At 71.7% G+C, this 15040-nt stretch carries 12 protein-coding genes and 4 riboswitches; of the genes, 7 read left to right on the forward strand and 5 right to left on the reverse strand.

Features of this window, described 5'->3' with window-relative positions; translation table 11 throughout:
- Positions 1–94: 94 nt before the first annotated feature.
- A riboswitch (cobalamin riboswitch) is annotated at positions 95–236 on the reverse strand.
- Between the two features lie 113 nt (positions 237–349).
- Positions 350–426, forward strand: a riboswitch (cobalamin riboswitch).
- Positions 427–543: 117 nt separating this feature from the next.
- The gene (locus tag ACFVS6_RS30180) at positions 544–1956 is read left to right on the forward strand and encodes a hypothetical protein (protein WP_389708779.1); all 1413 of its coding nucleotides are present in this window, start codon (positions 544–546) and stop codon (positions 1954–1956) included.
- 77 nt (positions 1957–2033) lie between these two features.
- Here the strand turns inward: ACFVS6_RS30180 and ACFVS6_RS30185 are convergent, their stop codons facing one another.
- The 4 genes from ACFVS6_RS30185 to aceA form a co-directional block, all read right to left on the reverse strand.
- On the reverse strand, positions 2034–2522 hold the full coding sequence (locus tag ACFVS6_RS30185) for a DUF4430 domain-containing protein (RefSeq protein ID WP_389708780.1): 489 nt from the start codon (positions 2520–2522) through the stop codon (positions 2034–2036).
- 165 nt (positions 2523–2687) lie between these two features.
- Positions 2688–2761, reverse strand: a riboswitch (cobalamin riboswitch).
- Positions 2762–2955: 194 nt separating this feature from the next.
- Positions 2956–3843 (reverse strand): 3-hydroxybutyryl-CoA dehydrogenase, encoded by an 888-nt coding sequence (locus ACFVS6_RS30190; RefSeq protein WP_389708782.1) that lies wholly within the window; start codon positions 3841–3843, stop codon positions 2956–2958.
- A complete protein-coding gene (aceB, locus tag ACFVS6_RS30195; RefSeq protein ID WP_389708784.1) occupies positions 3840–5438 on the reverse strand; it encodes a malate synthase A in 1599 nt (532 codons plus the stop codon). Before aceB ends, ACFVS6_RS30190 begins: the two co-directional genes overlap by 4 nt.
- Before the next feature lie 101 nt (positions 5439–5539).
- On the reverse strand, positions 5540–6826 hold the full coding sequence (gene aceA, locus ACFVS6_RS30200; protein WP_389708786.1) for an isocitrate lyase: 1287 nt from the start codon (positions 6824–6826) through the stop codon (positions 5540–5542).
- A 366-nt stretch (positions 6827–7192) separates the two neighbouring features.
- On the opposite strand from aceA, the gene ACFVS6_RS30205 reads away from it, so the two are divergent.
- Complete coding sequence (locus ACFVS6_RS30205; protein WP_389708788.1) at positions 7193–8602, forward strand: short-chain fatty acyl-CoA regulator family protein; 1410 nt, start codon at positions 7193–7195, stop codon at positions 8600–8602.
- A 54-nt stretch (positions 8603–8656) separates the two neighbouring features.
- Here the strand turns inward: ACFVS6_RS30205 and ACFVS6_RS30210 are convergent, their stop codons facing one another.
- Positions 8657–9085 carry a VOC family protein gene (locus ACFVS6_RS30210; RefSeq protein WP_389708790.1) on the reverse strand — a complete coding sequence of 143 codons (429 nt, stop codon included), beginning with the start codon at positions 9083–9085 and terminating at the stop codon, positions 8657–8659.
- 96 nt (positions 9086–9181) lie between these two features.
- Positions 9182–9361, forward strand: a riboswitch (cobalamin riboswitch).
- A gap of 226 nt (positions 9362–9587) precedes the next feature.
- Here ACFVS6_RS30210 and ACFVS6_RS30215 point away from each other — a divergent pair.
- Genes ACFVS6_RS30215 through ACFVS6_RS30235 form a run of 5 tightly spaced genes read left to right on the forward strand, consistent with a single transcriptional unit; the run spans position 9588 to position 15004 of the window.
- Entirely contained in the window at positions 9588–11087 is a 1500-nt protein-coding gene (locus ACFVS6_RS30215; RefSeq protein WP_389708792.1) for a CoA-acylating methylmalonate-semialdehyde dehydrogenase, read from the forward strand.
- The gene (locus ACFVS6_RS30220) at positions 11084–12235 is read left to right on the forward strand and encodes an acyl-CoA dehydrogenase family protein (RefSeq protein WP_389708794.1); all 1152 of its coding nucleotides are present in this window, start codon (positions 11084–11086) and stop codon (positions 12233–12235) included. Before ACFVS6_RS30215 ends, ACFVS6_RS30220 begins: the two co-directional genes overlap by 4 nt.
- Entirely contained in the window at positions 12232–13308 is a 1077-nt protein-coding gene (locus ACFVS6_RS30225) for an enoyl-CoA hydratase/isomerase family protein (RefSeq protein WP_389708796.1), read from the forward strand. Before ACFVS6_RS30220 ends, ACFVS6_RS30225 begins: the two co-directional genes overlap by 4 nt.
- Positions 13305–14222, forward strand: coding sequence for a 3-hydroxyisobutyrate dehydrogenase (mmsB, locus tag ACFVS6_RS30230; RefSeq protein WP_389708797.1), 918 nt, complete (start codon positions 13305–13307; stop codon positions 14220–14222). Before ACFVS6_RS30225 ends, mmsB begins: the two co-directional genes overlap by 4 nt.
- On the forward strand, positions 14219–15004 hold the full coding sequence (locus ACFVS6_RS30235; protein ID WP_389708798.1) for an enoyl-CoA hydratase: 786 nt from the start codon (positions 14219–14221) through the stop codon (positions 15002–15004). Before mmsB ends, ACFVS6_RS30235 begins: the two co-directional genes overlap by 4 nt.
- The last annotated feature ends 36 nt before the right edge of the window (positions 15005–15040 follow it).

The raw sequence follows: 15040 nt of genomic DNA on the forward strand, positions 1-15040 counted from the left end.
CGGCCGGGCGGACCAGTGCGTGGCAAAAGGGCTTCCACGGCCCACGGGGCCCAGGGAAGCCATTCGAACCACGCCGTAGTCCGCGACGGCGCTTCTCGCTGCAAAACCTGGCTCCAGGCATTCCGACTCGCCCGGACGGTGCCGGGCCTACGGTTGCGGGTCAGCGCCGGAATTCGACCGGCTTCCCCTGGAGCTGAGTGCTTATCAGTCGGAGTGGAACACGCGGATAAAGACAGCGTCAAGGTGGTCTGCGTCTCACGGCGGCGGGCTCGACCACCGCGCCGGCGACGCCGTCCGCGGTGGCTGGCGGACCCTTGATCACTCGGGTAGCGTCCTGGGCTGCCACGTGGGGGAAGCCGGTGCGAATCCGGGGCTGACGCGCAGCGGTGTGGGACGGCAGGGGGCCGTTTCCGAGCCCGAATGCCCGTGTGGCGAGGCATTGCACAAGCCGTACCACGCGTTCGGACGGCCGCCACCGCGCTCCGGGCTGCCCGCCCGCACGAGCCCCGGTCAGGTCGGCGTCCCTCATTCCAGGAGCAGGCCATGTCCCGTCCCCGTACCTCCCGCCGCCTCACGCTCGCGGTGCCCGCCGCGCTCGGCGCCCTCGTCCTCACCGCGCTGCCCGCCTTCGCCACCTCGTCGCCCGCGCAGATCGCCACGTCCAGGACGAACGGTGTGACGTACCTCAAGTCCCTCCAGGCGGCCGATGGTTCGTACGCGGGCGCCGGCCTGTCCAACGAGTGGGCGTTCAGCGCGTTCGCGGCCACCGGTACGGCCGTGGTCGACGTCCACCCGGGGGGCGACACGACGAAGAACGCCCGGACCGTCTACCGCAACCTCCTGTCGACGGCGGGCTGGCCGCAGGCCTCCCCGGTCGTCACGGACTACGAGCGCGGCACCCTCAACGCCTACGCCGCCGGCATCGACCCGGCCCGCGTCTCGGCCTCCCGCAACCTCGTCGCGAACATCTACTCCTACTGGCAGACGGCGGAGCCGGGCTACTTCGGTCCGTCGGGGAACTTCAACGGCACGGTCTTCGCCGCGCTCTCGCTGCGGGGGGCCAAGACCCAGGGCGGCGCGAACCGGATTCCGCAGGCGCTGACGGACTCCCTCGTCACCCGCATCCGCGCCAACCAGCACGTGGACGGCGGCTGGACCTACCAGAAGGGCGAGGGCAACCCCACCGTCCTGAACTCCGCGAGCGACGTCGACATGACCGGCGCCGCCATGGCCGCCCTGTGCGTCTCCGGAGTCCCGAACACCGACACGGACGTCGTCCGGGCGAAGAACTTCCTCAAGGGCACCCTGGTTCCCGGCAGCGGCGCGTTCAACTCGCTCTACGGAGTCAACACCAGCTCCAACGGCTGGGGCGTCGCCGGGTTGAACGCCTGCGGTTTCAACCCGCAGACGGGCGACTTCCTCACCGGCAGCGGCAAGACGCCGATCGACTTCCTGATCGCCAACCAGTACAACCCGGCGGGCGGCTTCAAGTACAAGCCCGCGGACACCAGCCCCACGGCCTACGCCTCCATCGACGCGCTGCGCGCGGTCGCGGGCGGCGGTTTCACCACGGCTCCGCCGGTGCCGGTGACCCCCGGTGCTCCGCAGTGGGTCGCCCAGTCCACCTTCACCGCCGGTACGGCGACGAAGTTGGCGCTGACCGTCGACGACGGCGCCGGCAACCTCAAGGTCTGCTCCGTCGCGTTCACCCCGACCGGCGCGACCACCACCCTCGGGGACGTCCTGGCGGCCGCCGTGGGCGGCGCCACCCCGTCTGGTTGCGTCACGGGGGTGACCCCCTCCTCCGGGACCGGGACCATCACCACGGTCAACGGCAAGGCCAACAGCGGCTCGAACACGTGGAAGGTCGGCGTCGACGGTTCCTCCTTCGCCGGGGCGCTGCGCGAGAAGGTCATCAACGTGGGCGACACCATCGCGCTGCGGTGGGGCGTCTGACGGTCCGCCGCAGGTGAGGGCCGCGAGCCACGGGGCTCGCGGCCCTCACCGCCGTGTGTCGGGTGATCGCGATCGGGTCAGAAGGACGTCCAAGTGAAGGCCACCTGGTCACCCGCGCTGATCTTGAACTGGCAGCCGCCGATCGGCGTCGGAGTGCCGTTGACGGAGATGCTCCAGTAGGCGGTGCCGCCGCCGCTGACGTTCTTTATGGTGTCGACGGAGAAGTCGTCGAAGGACGAGTACCAGGTCCCGTCCCAGGTGAAGCCCTTCTTGTGGGCGGCGTCGTCGAGGGCGGCGGTCGGCGTGGGGACCTTGGACGGGTTGGCGCCGCCGTTGGTGCCGTCGCACTTGTGGGTGCCACCGGTGGCGGTGGTGACGTCGTGGCCCTTGGTCTTGATCCTGCCCTTGAACAGCAGCCCGTTCGGGCCCTGGACCGTGAGCTCGACCTTGACGGCCGCGTTCGTGTTCGGCTTCGGGGCGGCCTGCGCCGCGGCCGGGGCGCAGGCGAGGGCGAGACCGAGGGCGACCGTGGTGATCACGGAGCGGCGGGCGAGGGTCGGGCGCATGGAATGCCTTCTTCCAGGAAGGGATGACGGTCCGCGCCGACGATCCCTCCGACCCACGCGCCCACCCCCGACCGCCTCCCTCGGGAAACGGCCGGGGGTGCCGGCCCGGGCTGGGGGCTTCGCGCTGCAGACCATGACAGTGGGAAGCAGTTCACATCGCACCCCGGGTACTCCGACTCACGGCGCACGAGGCCCCGTTCACGGTTGCAGGTCAGCGCCGGATTCCCACCGGCTTCCCCCAGGCATGCGTGCATTCGGTTGTGGGCTCCGCCGAACGGGCCGGAGCAGAACGCATCGTACGGTGTCGTGGGCGCGCGCCGTAAGTGGATCCCGGGAACGCGGCGGAGCGGGGCGTGACGACACCACTCGTCGCGCCCCGCTCCTTCCTCAGCTGCCGGGGCACCCTCAGAGCCCGGGCGGCGCGCCGGGACCCTCAGTCCCGGCCGTACGTGTGGAACCCGCGGCCGGTCTTGCGGCCGAGCAGCCCCGCTTGGACCATCCGCCGCAGGAGCGGGGGCGGGGCGTAGAGGGGTTCCTTGAACTCGTCGTACAGGGATCCGGCGATGGCGGCGACGGTGTCGAGGCCGATGAGGTCGGCCAGCTTGAGCGGGCCCATCGGATGGGCGCAGCCCAGGACCATGCCGTTGTCGATGTCGGAGGCGCTCGCGAACCCCGACTCGGCCATGCGGACGGCGGCGAGCAGATAGGGGATCAGCAGGGCGTTGACGACGAAGCCGGCCCGGTCCCGGGAGCGGATCGCGGTCTTGCCCAGGCCCTCGCCGACGAAGGCCTCGACGGTGTCGGACACGTGCGCGGCGGTGTGCAGGGAGGAGACGATCTCGACCAACGGCATCACCGGTACCGGGTTGAAGAAGTGCAGGCCCACCACGTGGTCCGCGCGACCGGTCGCCATGCCGAGCCGCATGACGGGGATGGCGGAGGTGTTGGTGGCGAGGATCGCCTCCGGGTCCTTCACGATCTTGTCGAGGGCGGTGAAGACCTCGATCTTGGCGTCGGCGCTCTCCGTGACGGCCTCGACGACCAACTGGCGGTCCGCCAGGTCGTCGAGGTCGCTGGTGAACAGCAGCCGGGCCAGGGCGTCCTCGGCGGAGATCCGGTCGAGCTTGCCGCGCTGGACGGCGCGTTCCAGGGAGACGGCCATCCGCTCCCGGGCGGCGCGGGCGGCGCCCGCGTCGGCTTCGGCGACGACGGTGTCCAGGCCGGCCCGGGCGCACACCTCCGCGATGCCCGCACCCATCTGTCCGCCACCGACGATCCCGACCCGGCGGATCCCGTTCGACGGCCGTACGGGGGCGTTCACGCGGTCACCGGCGCGGTGGCGCGGCGGACGAGGTGACGGGTGTACGTCTCGGGGGTGAAGAAGGCGGGGAGCCGCCCGGACAGCGCGCCGTCCACGAAGACCTCGCGGGCGTCGAGGACGAGGGCCTCGGGGTCCTCGTCCTCCAGCGCGGCGCACTCGGAGTCGAGGAGGTCGAGGAGCGTCGCCCGGTCCACCCGGTCGTGGCGGAGCCACTGCCATATCTGGACGCGGGCGATCTCGGCGGTCGCGGCGTCCTCCATCAGCCCGTACAGGGCCACGGCGCCGCTGCCCCGCAGCCACGCGTCGAAGTAGCGCAGGGCCACGGCGACGTTCGAGCGGATCCCCTCCTGGGTGGGCGGCGCGGCGATCCGACGTACGGACAGCAGATCGGCGGCGGTGACCTCGACGTCCTCCCGGGTCCGGTCCAGTTGGTTCGGCCGCGGTCCCAGCACGCCCGTGAAGACCTCGCGGCAGACGGGGACCAGCCCCGGGTGGGCCACCCAGGAGCCGTCGAAACCGTCCTCGGCCTCGCGCTCCTTGTCGAGCCGGACCTTGGCGAGAGCGGCTCCGTTCGCCTCCGGGTCCTTGCTGGGGACGTGGGCGGCCATCCCGCCGATGGCGTGGGCGCCGCGCCTGTGGCAGGTGCGGACGAGGAGTTCGGTGTAGGCCCTCATGAACGGGGCGGTCATGGTGACGGCGGCGCGGTCGGGCAGTTGGAAGTCGGTGCGGTGGCCGAAGGTCTTGATGAGGCTGAAGAGGTAGTCCCAGCGGCCGGCGTTCAGTCCCGCGCTGTGCTCGCGCAACTCGTGGAGGATCTCCTCCATCTCGAAGGCGGCCGTGATCGTCTCGATGAGGACGGTCGCCCGGACGGTGCCGCGGGGAATGCCGAGGAGTTCCTGGGCCAGCACGAAGACGTCGTTCCACAGCCGTGCCTCGTACCGGTTCTCCAACTTCGGGAGGTAGAAGTACGGGCCGTACCCGGCGTCGATCTGCCGCCGAGCGCAGTGGAAGAAGTACAGGCCGAAGTCGACCAGCGAGGCCGGCACGGGCCGGCCGTCGATCTCCAGGTGCTCTTCGAGGAGGTGCCAACCGCGGGGTCGGACCATGATCGTGGCGAGGTCCGTGCCGAGGCGGTACTCCTTGCCCTCCGGGGTGGTGAAGTCGATGCGCCGCTCGATGGCGTCGAGCAGGGTGAGCTGACCGCCGATGACGTTGTTCCACGTGGGGGCGGTGGCGTCCTCGAAGTCGGCCATCCACACCTTGGCGCCGGAGTTCAGGGCGTTGACGGCCATTCGCCGCTCGGGCGGGCCGGTGATCTCGACGCGCCGATCGGTGAGGCCGGGCGCGGGCGGGGCGACCCGCCAGTCGGCGTCGGCGCGGATCGCCGAGGTGGCACGGGAGAAGTCCAGGGGCGTGCCCGAGGCCAGGTGGGCGGACCGGCGCTGCCGTTCCTTGAGGATCTCCGCACGGCGGCCCGTGAACGCGGCGTCGAGCCGGGCGATGAAGTCGAGCGCCGCCGGGGTGAGGATCTCCTCGTGGCGCTCGCCCGGTGTGCCGAGGACTCGGACACCGGCGGTCAGGGACGTGGATGACATGCGGTTCTGCTCCTCGGCGTGGGTGGCCGGCGCCCGAGGGGGGAGCCTCGGGCGCCTTCGGACGACGGCCGGCGGGCGGGCCCTGCCGGATGCGGGAGGTCTTAGTGGAACTGCTCTTCCTCGGTGGAGCCGGAGAGCGCCGTCGTGGAGGAGGCCGGGTTGACGGCCGTGGAGACCAGGTCGAAGTAGCCGGTGCCGACCTCGCGCTGGTGCTTGACCGCCGTGAAGCCCTGCGCCTGGGCGGCGAACTCCCGCTCCTGGAGGTCGACGTAGGCGGTCATGCCGTGCTCGGCGTAGCCGCGGGCGAGGTCGAACATGCCGTGGTTGAGCGAGTGGAAGCCGGCCAGGGTGATGAACTGGAAGCGGTAGCCCATGGCACCGAGCTCGCGCTGGAACTTGGCGATCCCGTCGTCGTCCAGGGCCGCCTTCCAGTTGAAGGAGGGCGAGCAGTTGTAGGCGAGCATCTGGTCCGGGTACCGCGCGTGGATCGCCTCGGCGAACTCGCGGGCCTGGGCCAGGTCCGGGGTGCCGGTCTCCACCCAGATGAGGTCCGCGTACGGGGCGTACGCCAGGCCGCGGGCGATGACCGGGGCCATGCCGTTCCGGACGTGGTAGAAGCCCTCGGCGGTGCGTTCGCCGGTGCAGAACTCGGCGTCGCGCTCGTCGACGTCGCTGGTCAGCAGGGTCGCGGCGAGGGCGTCCGTACGGGCGATGATCAGCGTCGGGGTGTCGGCGATGTCGGCCGCCAGGCGGGCCGCGTTCAGGGTGCGGACGTGCTGGGCGGTGGGGACGAGGACCTTGCCGCCGAGGTGGCCGCACTTCTTCTCGGACGCGAGCTGGTCCTCGTAGTGGATGCCGGCCGCGCCCGCTGCGATCATCGCCTTGGTCAACTCGAAGGCGTTCAGCGGGCCGCCGAAGCCGGCCTCGGCGTCGGCGACGATCGGCGCCAGCCAGTCCGTGGTGTCCGAGCCGCCCTCGGCGGTGGCGATCTGGTCGGCGCGCAGCAGCGCGTTGTTGATCCGCCGGACCACCTGGGGGACCGAGTTGACCGGGTACAGGCTCTGGTCCGGGTAGGTGTGACCGGCCTGGTTGGCATCGGCGGCGACCTGCCAGCCGGAGAGGTAGATCGCCTGCAGACCGGCCCGCACCTGCTGGACGGCCTGCCCGCCGGTGAGCGCGCCGAGCGCGTGGATGTAGTCCTGCTCGTGGAGCTGCCGCCACAGCCGCTCGGCGCCGCGCCGGGCCAGGGTGTGCTCCTCGCGGACGCTGCCGGAGAGCCGCACCACGTCCTCGGCCGTGAAGGTGCGCTCGATGCCCGCCCACCGCGGGTCGTCGGCCCACCGCTGCCTGAGCATCTCGGCCGCCGCCGTCGTGTTCGCCTCTGCCATGACCGTCACCGTCTCCATGAGTCGCTTCAACGTCCTCGCACGCCATAGGTGCGAAGCTGTGGCACCACGTGCCATATCGGATCGCGGCCCGCCGTTCCTGACCTGGAACGAGTGAGCAATGTTGTCGATCCATCAGCCGGGAGCTGCCGGGGTGTCCGACATCAGGGCGTGATTCGGGCCCGGTTCCCCCGTCCGGATCCGCCTGGTCCGGCGGGCCGCAGGACGACTCTCGCAGTGGCACCCAGTGCCATCAAGCGTGGACGTCTGCCAACTTCTGCGAATCTTCTCGACGCCGTTTGTCAAGTTTGCGAAGGGTCCGAGTCATCGCCTCCCGCATAGGGTGGTGCACGGAACGAGGGAGGCGCGGTGAGCAAGACGTACGCGGGCACGCGGTTGCGGAGACTGCGGGAGGAACGGCGGATGTCCCAGGCCGAACTGGCCCGGGTGCTGGCCATCTCGCCCAGCTACCTCAACCAGATGGAGCACGACTCCCGCCCGCTGACCGTGCCGGTGCTCCTGCGGCTGACCGAGGCCTTCGGCGTCGATCCGGGCTTCTTCTCCGAACGCGACACCAGTCGGCTGGTCGCGGACCTGAGGGAGGCGCTGGCCGGTGAGGTGGCCGAGGCGAGGGTATCCACCTCGGACCTGGCCGAGCTGGCCTCCCGGATGCCGGCCGTCGCTCAGGTGCTGCTCGACCTGGGCCGCCGCGGCCAGTTGCTGGCCGAGCGGCTGGCCGGTTCCGCCGACGGGCGGGACGGGGACCCGGGCGCCGGATCGCCGCGCTCGCCGCACGAGGAGATCCGCGAGTTCTTCTACCGGCGCCAGAACTACCTCCACGACACCGACCTCGCGGCCGAGGAGCTGGCCCGTACCATCCGGATTCGGCCCGGTGAGGTCGTCCGCGCCCTCTCGGCGCGGCTCGCGGACCGCCACGGGGTCCGGGTGAGCGCCGACTCGGAGCGGCTGCACCACTACGACGACTCGGGCCGGGTACTGCATCTGTCCGCCCGGCTGCGACCGGGCCAGCAGGCCTTCCGGATGGCCACGCAACTGGCGTTCCTGGAGTACGGCGGCGAACTGGACCGGCTGGCGGCGGAGGACTTCCCCGCGGGGTCGACGCCGCACGCGCTGGCCCGGATCGGCATCGCGAACTACTTCGCCGCCGCCCTGATCCTTCCGTACCGGGCCTTCCACACGGCCGCCGAGGAGTTCCGCTACGACATCGAGCGACTCACCGACCACTTCGGCCTCGGCTACGAGACCGTCTGCCACCGCCTCAGTACTCTGCAACGCCCCAGGCTGCGCGGGGTGCCCTTCTCCTTCGTCCGCGTCGACCGGGCCGGGAACATGTCCAAGCGGCAGTCCGCCACCGGATTCCACTTCTCCCGTGCGGGCGGTACCTGCCCGCTGTGGAACGTCTACGAGGCCTTCGCCGCGCCCGGCCGGATCCACGTGCAGGTGGCCGCCATGCCCGACGGTCGGCGGTACCTGTGGACCGCCCGCGCCGTCACCCGCCACCGCGGAGGCTGGGGGGAGCCGGGCAAGACCTTCGCCATCGGTCTCGGCTGCGAGATCCGGCACGCCTCCCGGCTGGTCTACTCCGACGGGATCGACCTGGACAACACGGCCGCGGCCACCCCCATCGGCATGGGCTGTCGCCTCTGCGAGCGGCTCGACTGCCCGCAGCGCGCCGTCCCGCCGCTCGGGCGGCCGCTCGCCGTCGACGAGAACTCCAGCACCTTCGTCCCGTACCGGGTCGCCGACCCGGACCGGTGAGCCGGGGCCCGACCCGGGCCGTGACGGGCCGGCGCGCTCCGCGCCCCGGACCGCTCAGTCGACGCAGAACTCGTTGCCCTCGATGTCCAGCATCGGGATGCACGCGTCGTTGCCGTCGTACAGGGTGCGCACGTGCACCGCGCCGAGCGGGACGAGCCGTGCGCACTCGGCCTCCAGAGCGGCGAGTCGCTCCTCGCCGACGAGCCCGGTGCCGACCCGCACATCGAGGTGCAGCCGGTTCTTGGCGGCCTTTCCCTCGGGGACGCGCCGGAAGTACAGCCCCGGACCCACGCCCGAGGGGTCATGGCAGGCGAACCGGGAATCCCGCTGCTCGGCCGGCTGTGAGACGTTGAAATCGTCCCAGGTGGCGAACCCCGCCGGGGGCGGCGGTACGACGTACCCCAACACCTCGCACCAGAAGCGGGCGAGCCGCTCGGGCTCCGCGCAGTCGAAGGTGACCTGGAACGTCCTTGTCGTCGGCATCGGCGCACCGTACCAACGGGACCCCTTCGGGGCGGCGGGGTTTTCGCGCGGCCCCGCCGGGGGTGGGGGGTGGACTTACTAGGACGTCCAACTATATGTTCGTGACAAGCCCGCGGTGCAGGGAAGCCGGTGTGAATCCGGCGCGGTCCCGCCACTGTGACTGGGAAGTGTGCTCTTCAGCAGGTCAGGCCACTGACGGGATCCATCCGTCGGGAAGGCCGGAGAGCACGCGTTGATCCGGGAGTCAGGATACCGGCCGCGGGGTGATCCGTGTTGTCCACGAGGATGGAGCAGACACGCATGGCACCGGTACGTGACCACGGCCCAGGTGATCCGGCGGAGTCCCCGAACCATGAGGCCCTGTCCTCGCGTTCGTGACTCGACGAAGGCCCCCGGGCCTTCCCTGTCCCGCGGTCGGACCCGCGGTCCGCACCCCGATCGGTGCCGTACCGCTCCCGCGCCGCGCCTTCCTCGGATCCTCACCTGACGAGAGCAGGCTTCGATGGTCCGCGAACTCACCCACTTCATCGGCGGCAAGCACACGACCGGCACGTCCGGTCTCTTCGCCGACGTGTACGACCCCAACACCGGCACGGTGCAGGCCAGGGTCCCCCTGGCCGGACGCGCCGACACCGAGGCGGCGATCGCCAACGCGGAGGAGGCGCAGCTGGAATGGGGGCAGTGGAACCCGCAGCGCCGCGCCCGCGTCATGCTGCGCTTCCTCCAACTCGTCGAGGGCGAGCGGGACTCCCTGGCCCGACTGCTGTCCTCCGAGCACGGCAAGACCGTCGCGGACGCCCACGGCGACCTGCAACGCGGCCTGGAAGTGGTCGAGTTCGCCGCCGGCGTGCCGCACCTGCTGAAGGGTGAGTTCACCGACAACGCGGGCACCGGGATCGACGTGCACTCGCTGCGTTCCCCGCTGGGCGTCGTCGCGGGCATCACCCCCTTCAACTTCCCCGCGATGATCCCCCTTTGGCAGGCCGCCCCCGCCCTGGCCTGCGGAAACTCCTTCATCCTGAAGCCCTCCGAGCGGGACCCGTCCGTCCCGCTGCGGCTGGCCGAACTGTTCCTGGAGGCCGGACTGCCGCCCGGCGTCCTCAACGTGGTCAACGGCGGCAAGGAGACCGTCGACACCCTCCTGGAGGACCCTCGCGTCCAGGCCCTCGGCTTCGTCGGATCCACCCCGATCGCCGCGCACATCTATGCCACCGCCGCGGCCCACGGCAAGCGCGCCCAGTGCTTCGGCGGCGCCAAGAACCACATGATCGTGATGCCCGACGCGGACCTCGACCAGGCCGTGGAGGCACTGATCGGCGCCGGCTACGGCTCGGCGGGCGAGCGCTGCATGGCCATCGCCGTCGCCGTCCCCGTCGGAGAGGAGACCGCGAACGCCCTGGTGGCCAAGCTGGCGGAGCGCATCTCCACCCTGCGCGTCGGCCGCTCCGACGACCCCGAGGCCGACTTCGGGCCCCTGGTCAGCCGGGACGCGCTCGACCGGGTGAACCGCTACGTCGGCATCGGAGCCACCGAGGGCGCCGAACTCGTCGTCGACGGACGCGGGTTCACCCTGCCCGGCCACGAGGACGGCTACTTCGCCGGAGCCACCCTCTTCGACCGCGTCACCCCGCAGATGCGGATCTACCGCGAGGAGATCTTCGGCCCGGTGCTGTCCGTGGTCCGGGCCGCCGACTACGAGGAGGCGCTGCGCCTGCCCACCGAGCACCCCTACGGCAACGGCGTCGCGATCTTCACCCGTGACGGCGACACCGCACGCGACTTCACCCGCCGCGTCGGCGCCGGCATGGTCGGGGTCAACGTCCCGATCCCCGTACCCGTCGCCTACCACACCTTCGGCGGCTGGAAGCGGTCCGGCTTCGGCGACCTGAACCAGCACGGGCCCGACTCGATCCGCTTCTACACCCGGACCAAGACCGTCACCTCGCGCTGGCCCTCCGGGGCCAAGGAGAGCGCGAGCTTCACCATCCCGACGATGGGATGAGCGCCGTGACCACCCTCACCGAGGACCAGCTCGCCCTCGCCGAGGTCACCCTCGACTTCGCCCAGGAGCAGTTGGCCCCCCACGCCGTCGCCTGGGACCAGGCCAAGCACTTCCCCGTCGACGTCATCCGCCGGGCGGCCTCGCTCGGCCTCGGCGGTGTCTACGTCCGCGAGGAGCAAGGCGGCTCCGGCCTCACCCGCTCCGACGGGGTCCTCGTCTTCGAGACCCTGGCGACCGGCTGCCCGTCGATCGCCGGCTACCTCTCCATCCACAACATGGTCGCCTGGATGATCGACCGGTACGGGGACGCCGCCCAGCGCCGCCGCTGGCTGCCGGACCTGTGCACCGCCGACGTCCTGGGCAGCTACTGCCTCACCGAGCCGGGCGCCGGCTCCGACGCCGCCGCGCTGCGCACCCGTGCCGAACGGGACGGCGAGCACTACGTCCTGACGGGCGTCAAGCAGTTCATCTCCGGAGCCGGGGCCGCCGGCGTCTACGTGGTCATGGCCCGCACCGGCGACAGCGGATCCGGCGGCATCTCGGCGTTCGTCATCGAGCGCGACGACCCCGGGGTCTCCTTCGGACCCAACGAGCACAAGATGGGCTGGAACGCCCAGCCCACCCGTCAGGTCGTCCTCGACGGCGTGCGGATCCCCGCCGACCGTCGGCTCGGCGCCGAGGGCGACGGCTTCCGCATCGCCATGAACGGCCTCAACGGCGGTCGCCTCGGCATCGCCGCCTGCTCCCTGGGCGGCGCCCAGAGCGCGCTGGACCGCAGCCTCGCGTACCTGGCCGACCGGGAGGCGTTCGGGGCCCGGCTCCTGGACGCACAGGCGCTCCAGTTCCGCCTCGCCGACATGGCGACCGAACTCTCCGCCGCCCGCGCGCTGGTCCGTACGGCCGCCGAGGCGCTGGACCGCGCCGACCCGCAGGCCGCGCAGCTCTGCGCGATGGCCAAGCGGTTCGCCACCGACACCGGCTTCGCCGTCGCCAACGAAGCGCTCCAACTCCACGGCGGCTACGGCTATTTGAGCGAGTACGGCATCGAGAAGATCGTCCGCGATCTCCGTGTGCACCAGATCCTGGAAGGGACCAACGAGATCATGCGCGTCATCGTCGCCCGCGGCCTGACGGAGGCACTGCGATGAGCGGGGAGGAGGACGAGGTCCTCGTCCGGGTGGAGGGCGGGGCCGGACGGCTGATCCTCAACCGTCCCAAGGCCCTCAACGCCCTCAGCCACCCCATGGTGCTGCGGATCGAGGAAGCCCTGACGGCCTGGCGCGACGATCCCGCGGTGCGGACGGTCGTGATCTCCGGGGCGGGGGAGCGCGGGCTCTGCGCGGGCGGGGACATCCGGGCCATCCACGAGGACGCCCGCACGGGAGGCACCGCCTCTGCGGCCTTCTGGCGCGACGAGTACCGCCTCAACGCGCTGATCGCCCGCTATCCGAAGCCGTACGTCGCCCTGATGGACGGCATCGTCATGGGCGGCGGCGTCGGCATCTCGGCCCACGGCTCGGTCCGGATCGTCACCGAACGCTCCCGGGTCGCCATGCCCGAGACCGGCATCGGGTTCGTCCCCGACGTCGGCGGCACCTACCTCCTCGCCCTGGCGCCCGGCGAACTCGGCACCCACCTGGCGCTGACGGGTGCGCCCGTCGGCGCCGCCGACGCGATGCTCTGCGGCCTCGCCGACCACTTCGTCCCCGCCGAACGGCTCGGAGCGCTGGTCACGGACCTCGCCCACGGCAGCGTCCACGACGCCCTCGCCGTGCACGTGGGTGCCGCCCCCGCCGGTGAACTCGCCTCCCACCGCGAGTGGATCGACCACTGCTACGCGGTCGACACCGTGGAGGAGGTGATCGCCCGGCTCCTCGCCGCGGACCTCCCGGCGGCGAAGCAGGCGGCGACCACCCTGGCCGCGAAGTCCCCCACGGCACTCAAGGTCACCCTGGCCGCGCTGCGCCGGGCCCGCGTGCTCGGACCGCTGGAGCGGGTGCTGGAGCAGGAGTACCGCGTGTCCTGCGCGACCCTGTCCTCGCACGACCTCGTCGAGGGCATCCGTGCCCAGGTCATCGACAAGGACCGCGCCCCCCGCTGGTCGCCCGCCACGCTCTCCGAGGTGACGGAGGCCGACACGGCCCGCTACTTCGCACCGCTCGAAGACGACCGCGCCCCGGCCGTCGCCGCCACCGATTCCTTCCAGGAGGTGCCCTGGTGACCACCGTCATCGCTTTCGTCGGGCTCGGCCACATGGGCGGCCCGATGGCCGCCAACCTCGTCGCGGCCGGCCACCGCGTCCTCGGCTTCGACCTGGTCCCGGACGCCCTGGCCGCGGCCTCGGCGGCCGGGGTGGAGATCGTGGACTCGGCGTCGACGGCCGCGGCCGCGGCCGACGTGGTGATCACCATGCTGCCCGCCGGCCGGCACGTCCTGGCCCTCTACCGTGACGAGGGCCTGCTCGCGGCGGCCAAGCCCGGCACCTTGTTCATCGACTGTTCCACCATCGACGTCGCCGACGCCCGCGCCGCCCACGAGGCGGCCGCCGGCGCCGGGCAGCGGGCCCTCGACGCGCCCGTGTCGGGCGGGGTGATGGGCGCCGAAGCGGCGACCCTCACCTTCATGGCGGGCGGCGGCGAGGCGGAGTTCACCGAGGCCGAACCCCTACTGGCGGCCATGGGCAGGAAGACGGTGCACTGCGGGGGCCCGGGAGCGGGCCAGGCCGCGAAGATCTGCAACAACATGATCCTCGGCATCTCGATGATCGCCGTCAGCGAGGCCTTCGTCCTCGGCGAAAGCCTGGGCCTCTCGCACCAGGCGCTGTACGACGTCGCCTCCACCGCCTCCGGCCAGTGCTGGGCGCTCACCACCAACTGCCCCGTCCCCGGACCGGTTCCGGCCAGTCCCGCCAATCGCGACTACCGACCCGGATTCGCCGCCCCGCTCATGGCCAAGGACCTCGGCCTCGCCGCCAACGCCCTGCGGGCCGGCGGCATCGAGGCCGGCCTCGGGCTGCGCGCCGCCGACATGTACGCCGCGTTCGCCGAGGCGGGCGGCGCCGACCAGGACTTCTCCGGAATCGTCCACGTCCTGCGCGACGCGGCGGCCGAAGCACCGAAGGGAACCACCCAGTGACCGGAACCACCGAGTACGAGACGATCCTCGTCGAGCGCAAGGGCCGCAGCGCCCTCATCACCCTCAACCGGCCCAAGGCGCTCAACGCGCTGAACCTCCAGGTGATGAACGAGGTCGTGGCCGCGACCGAGGCCCTCGACCGCGACCCGGACGTCGGGTGCATCGTCCTCACCGGATCCGCCAAGGCCTTCGCGGCGGGCGCGGACATCAAGGAGATGCAGCCCCAGGGGTACATGGACATGTACCTCACCGACTGGTTCACCGCCTGGGACCGCCTCGGTGACCTGCGCACCCCCACCGTCGCCGCCGTGTCCGGCTACGCCCTGGGCGGCGGCTGCGAACTGGCCATGCTCTGCGACATCCTGCTCGCCGCCGACACCGCGGTCTTCGGCCAGCCCGAGATCAAACTCGGCGTCATCCCGGGGATCGGCGGCTCCCAGCGCCTGACCCGGGCCGTCGGCAAGGCCAAGGCCATGGAACTCTGCCTCACCGGCCGGACCATGGACGCCGTCGAGGCGGAGCGGGCCGGACTCGTCTCCCGCATCGTCCCGGCCGACCGGCTGATGGACGAGGCCCTGGCCGTCGCCGACACGGTCGCGGGCATGTCCGCGCCCGTCGCGATGATGGCCAAGGAGGCCGTCAACCGGGCCTTCGAGACGACCCTCGCCGAAGGCGTCCGCTTCGAACGCCGCCTCTTCCACGCCGTCTTCGCCACCGCGGACCAGAAGGAGGGCATGAGCGCCTTCGTGGACAAGAGGTCCCCGGACTTCACCCACCGCTGACGCGACCCCCCGAGCGGCTCCTCGTCCCTCCCGGAG

Origin of the sequence: Streptomyces sp. NPDC057939 (assembly GCF_042887545.1) — a bacterium.
Taxonomy (GTDB): domain Bacteria; phylum Actinomycetota; class Actinomycetes; order Streptomycetales; family Streptomycetaceae; genus Streptomyces.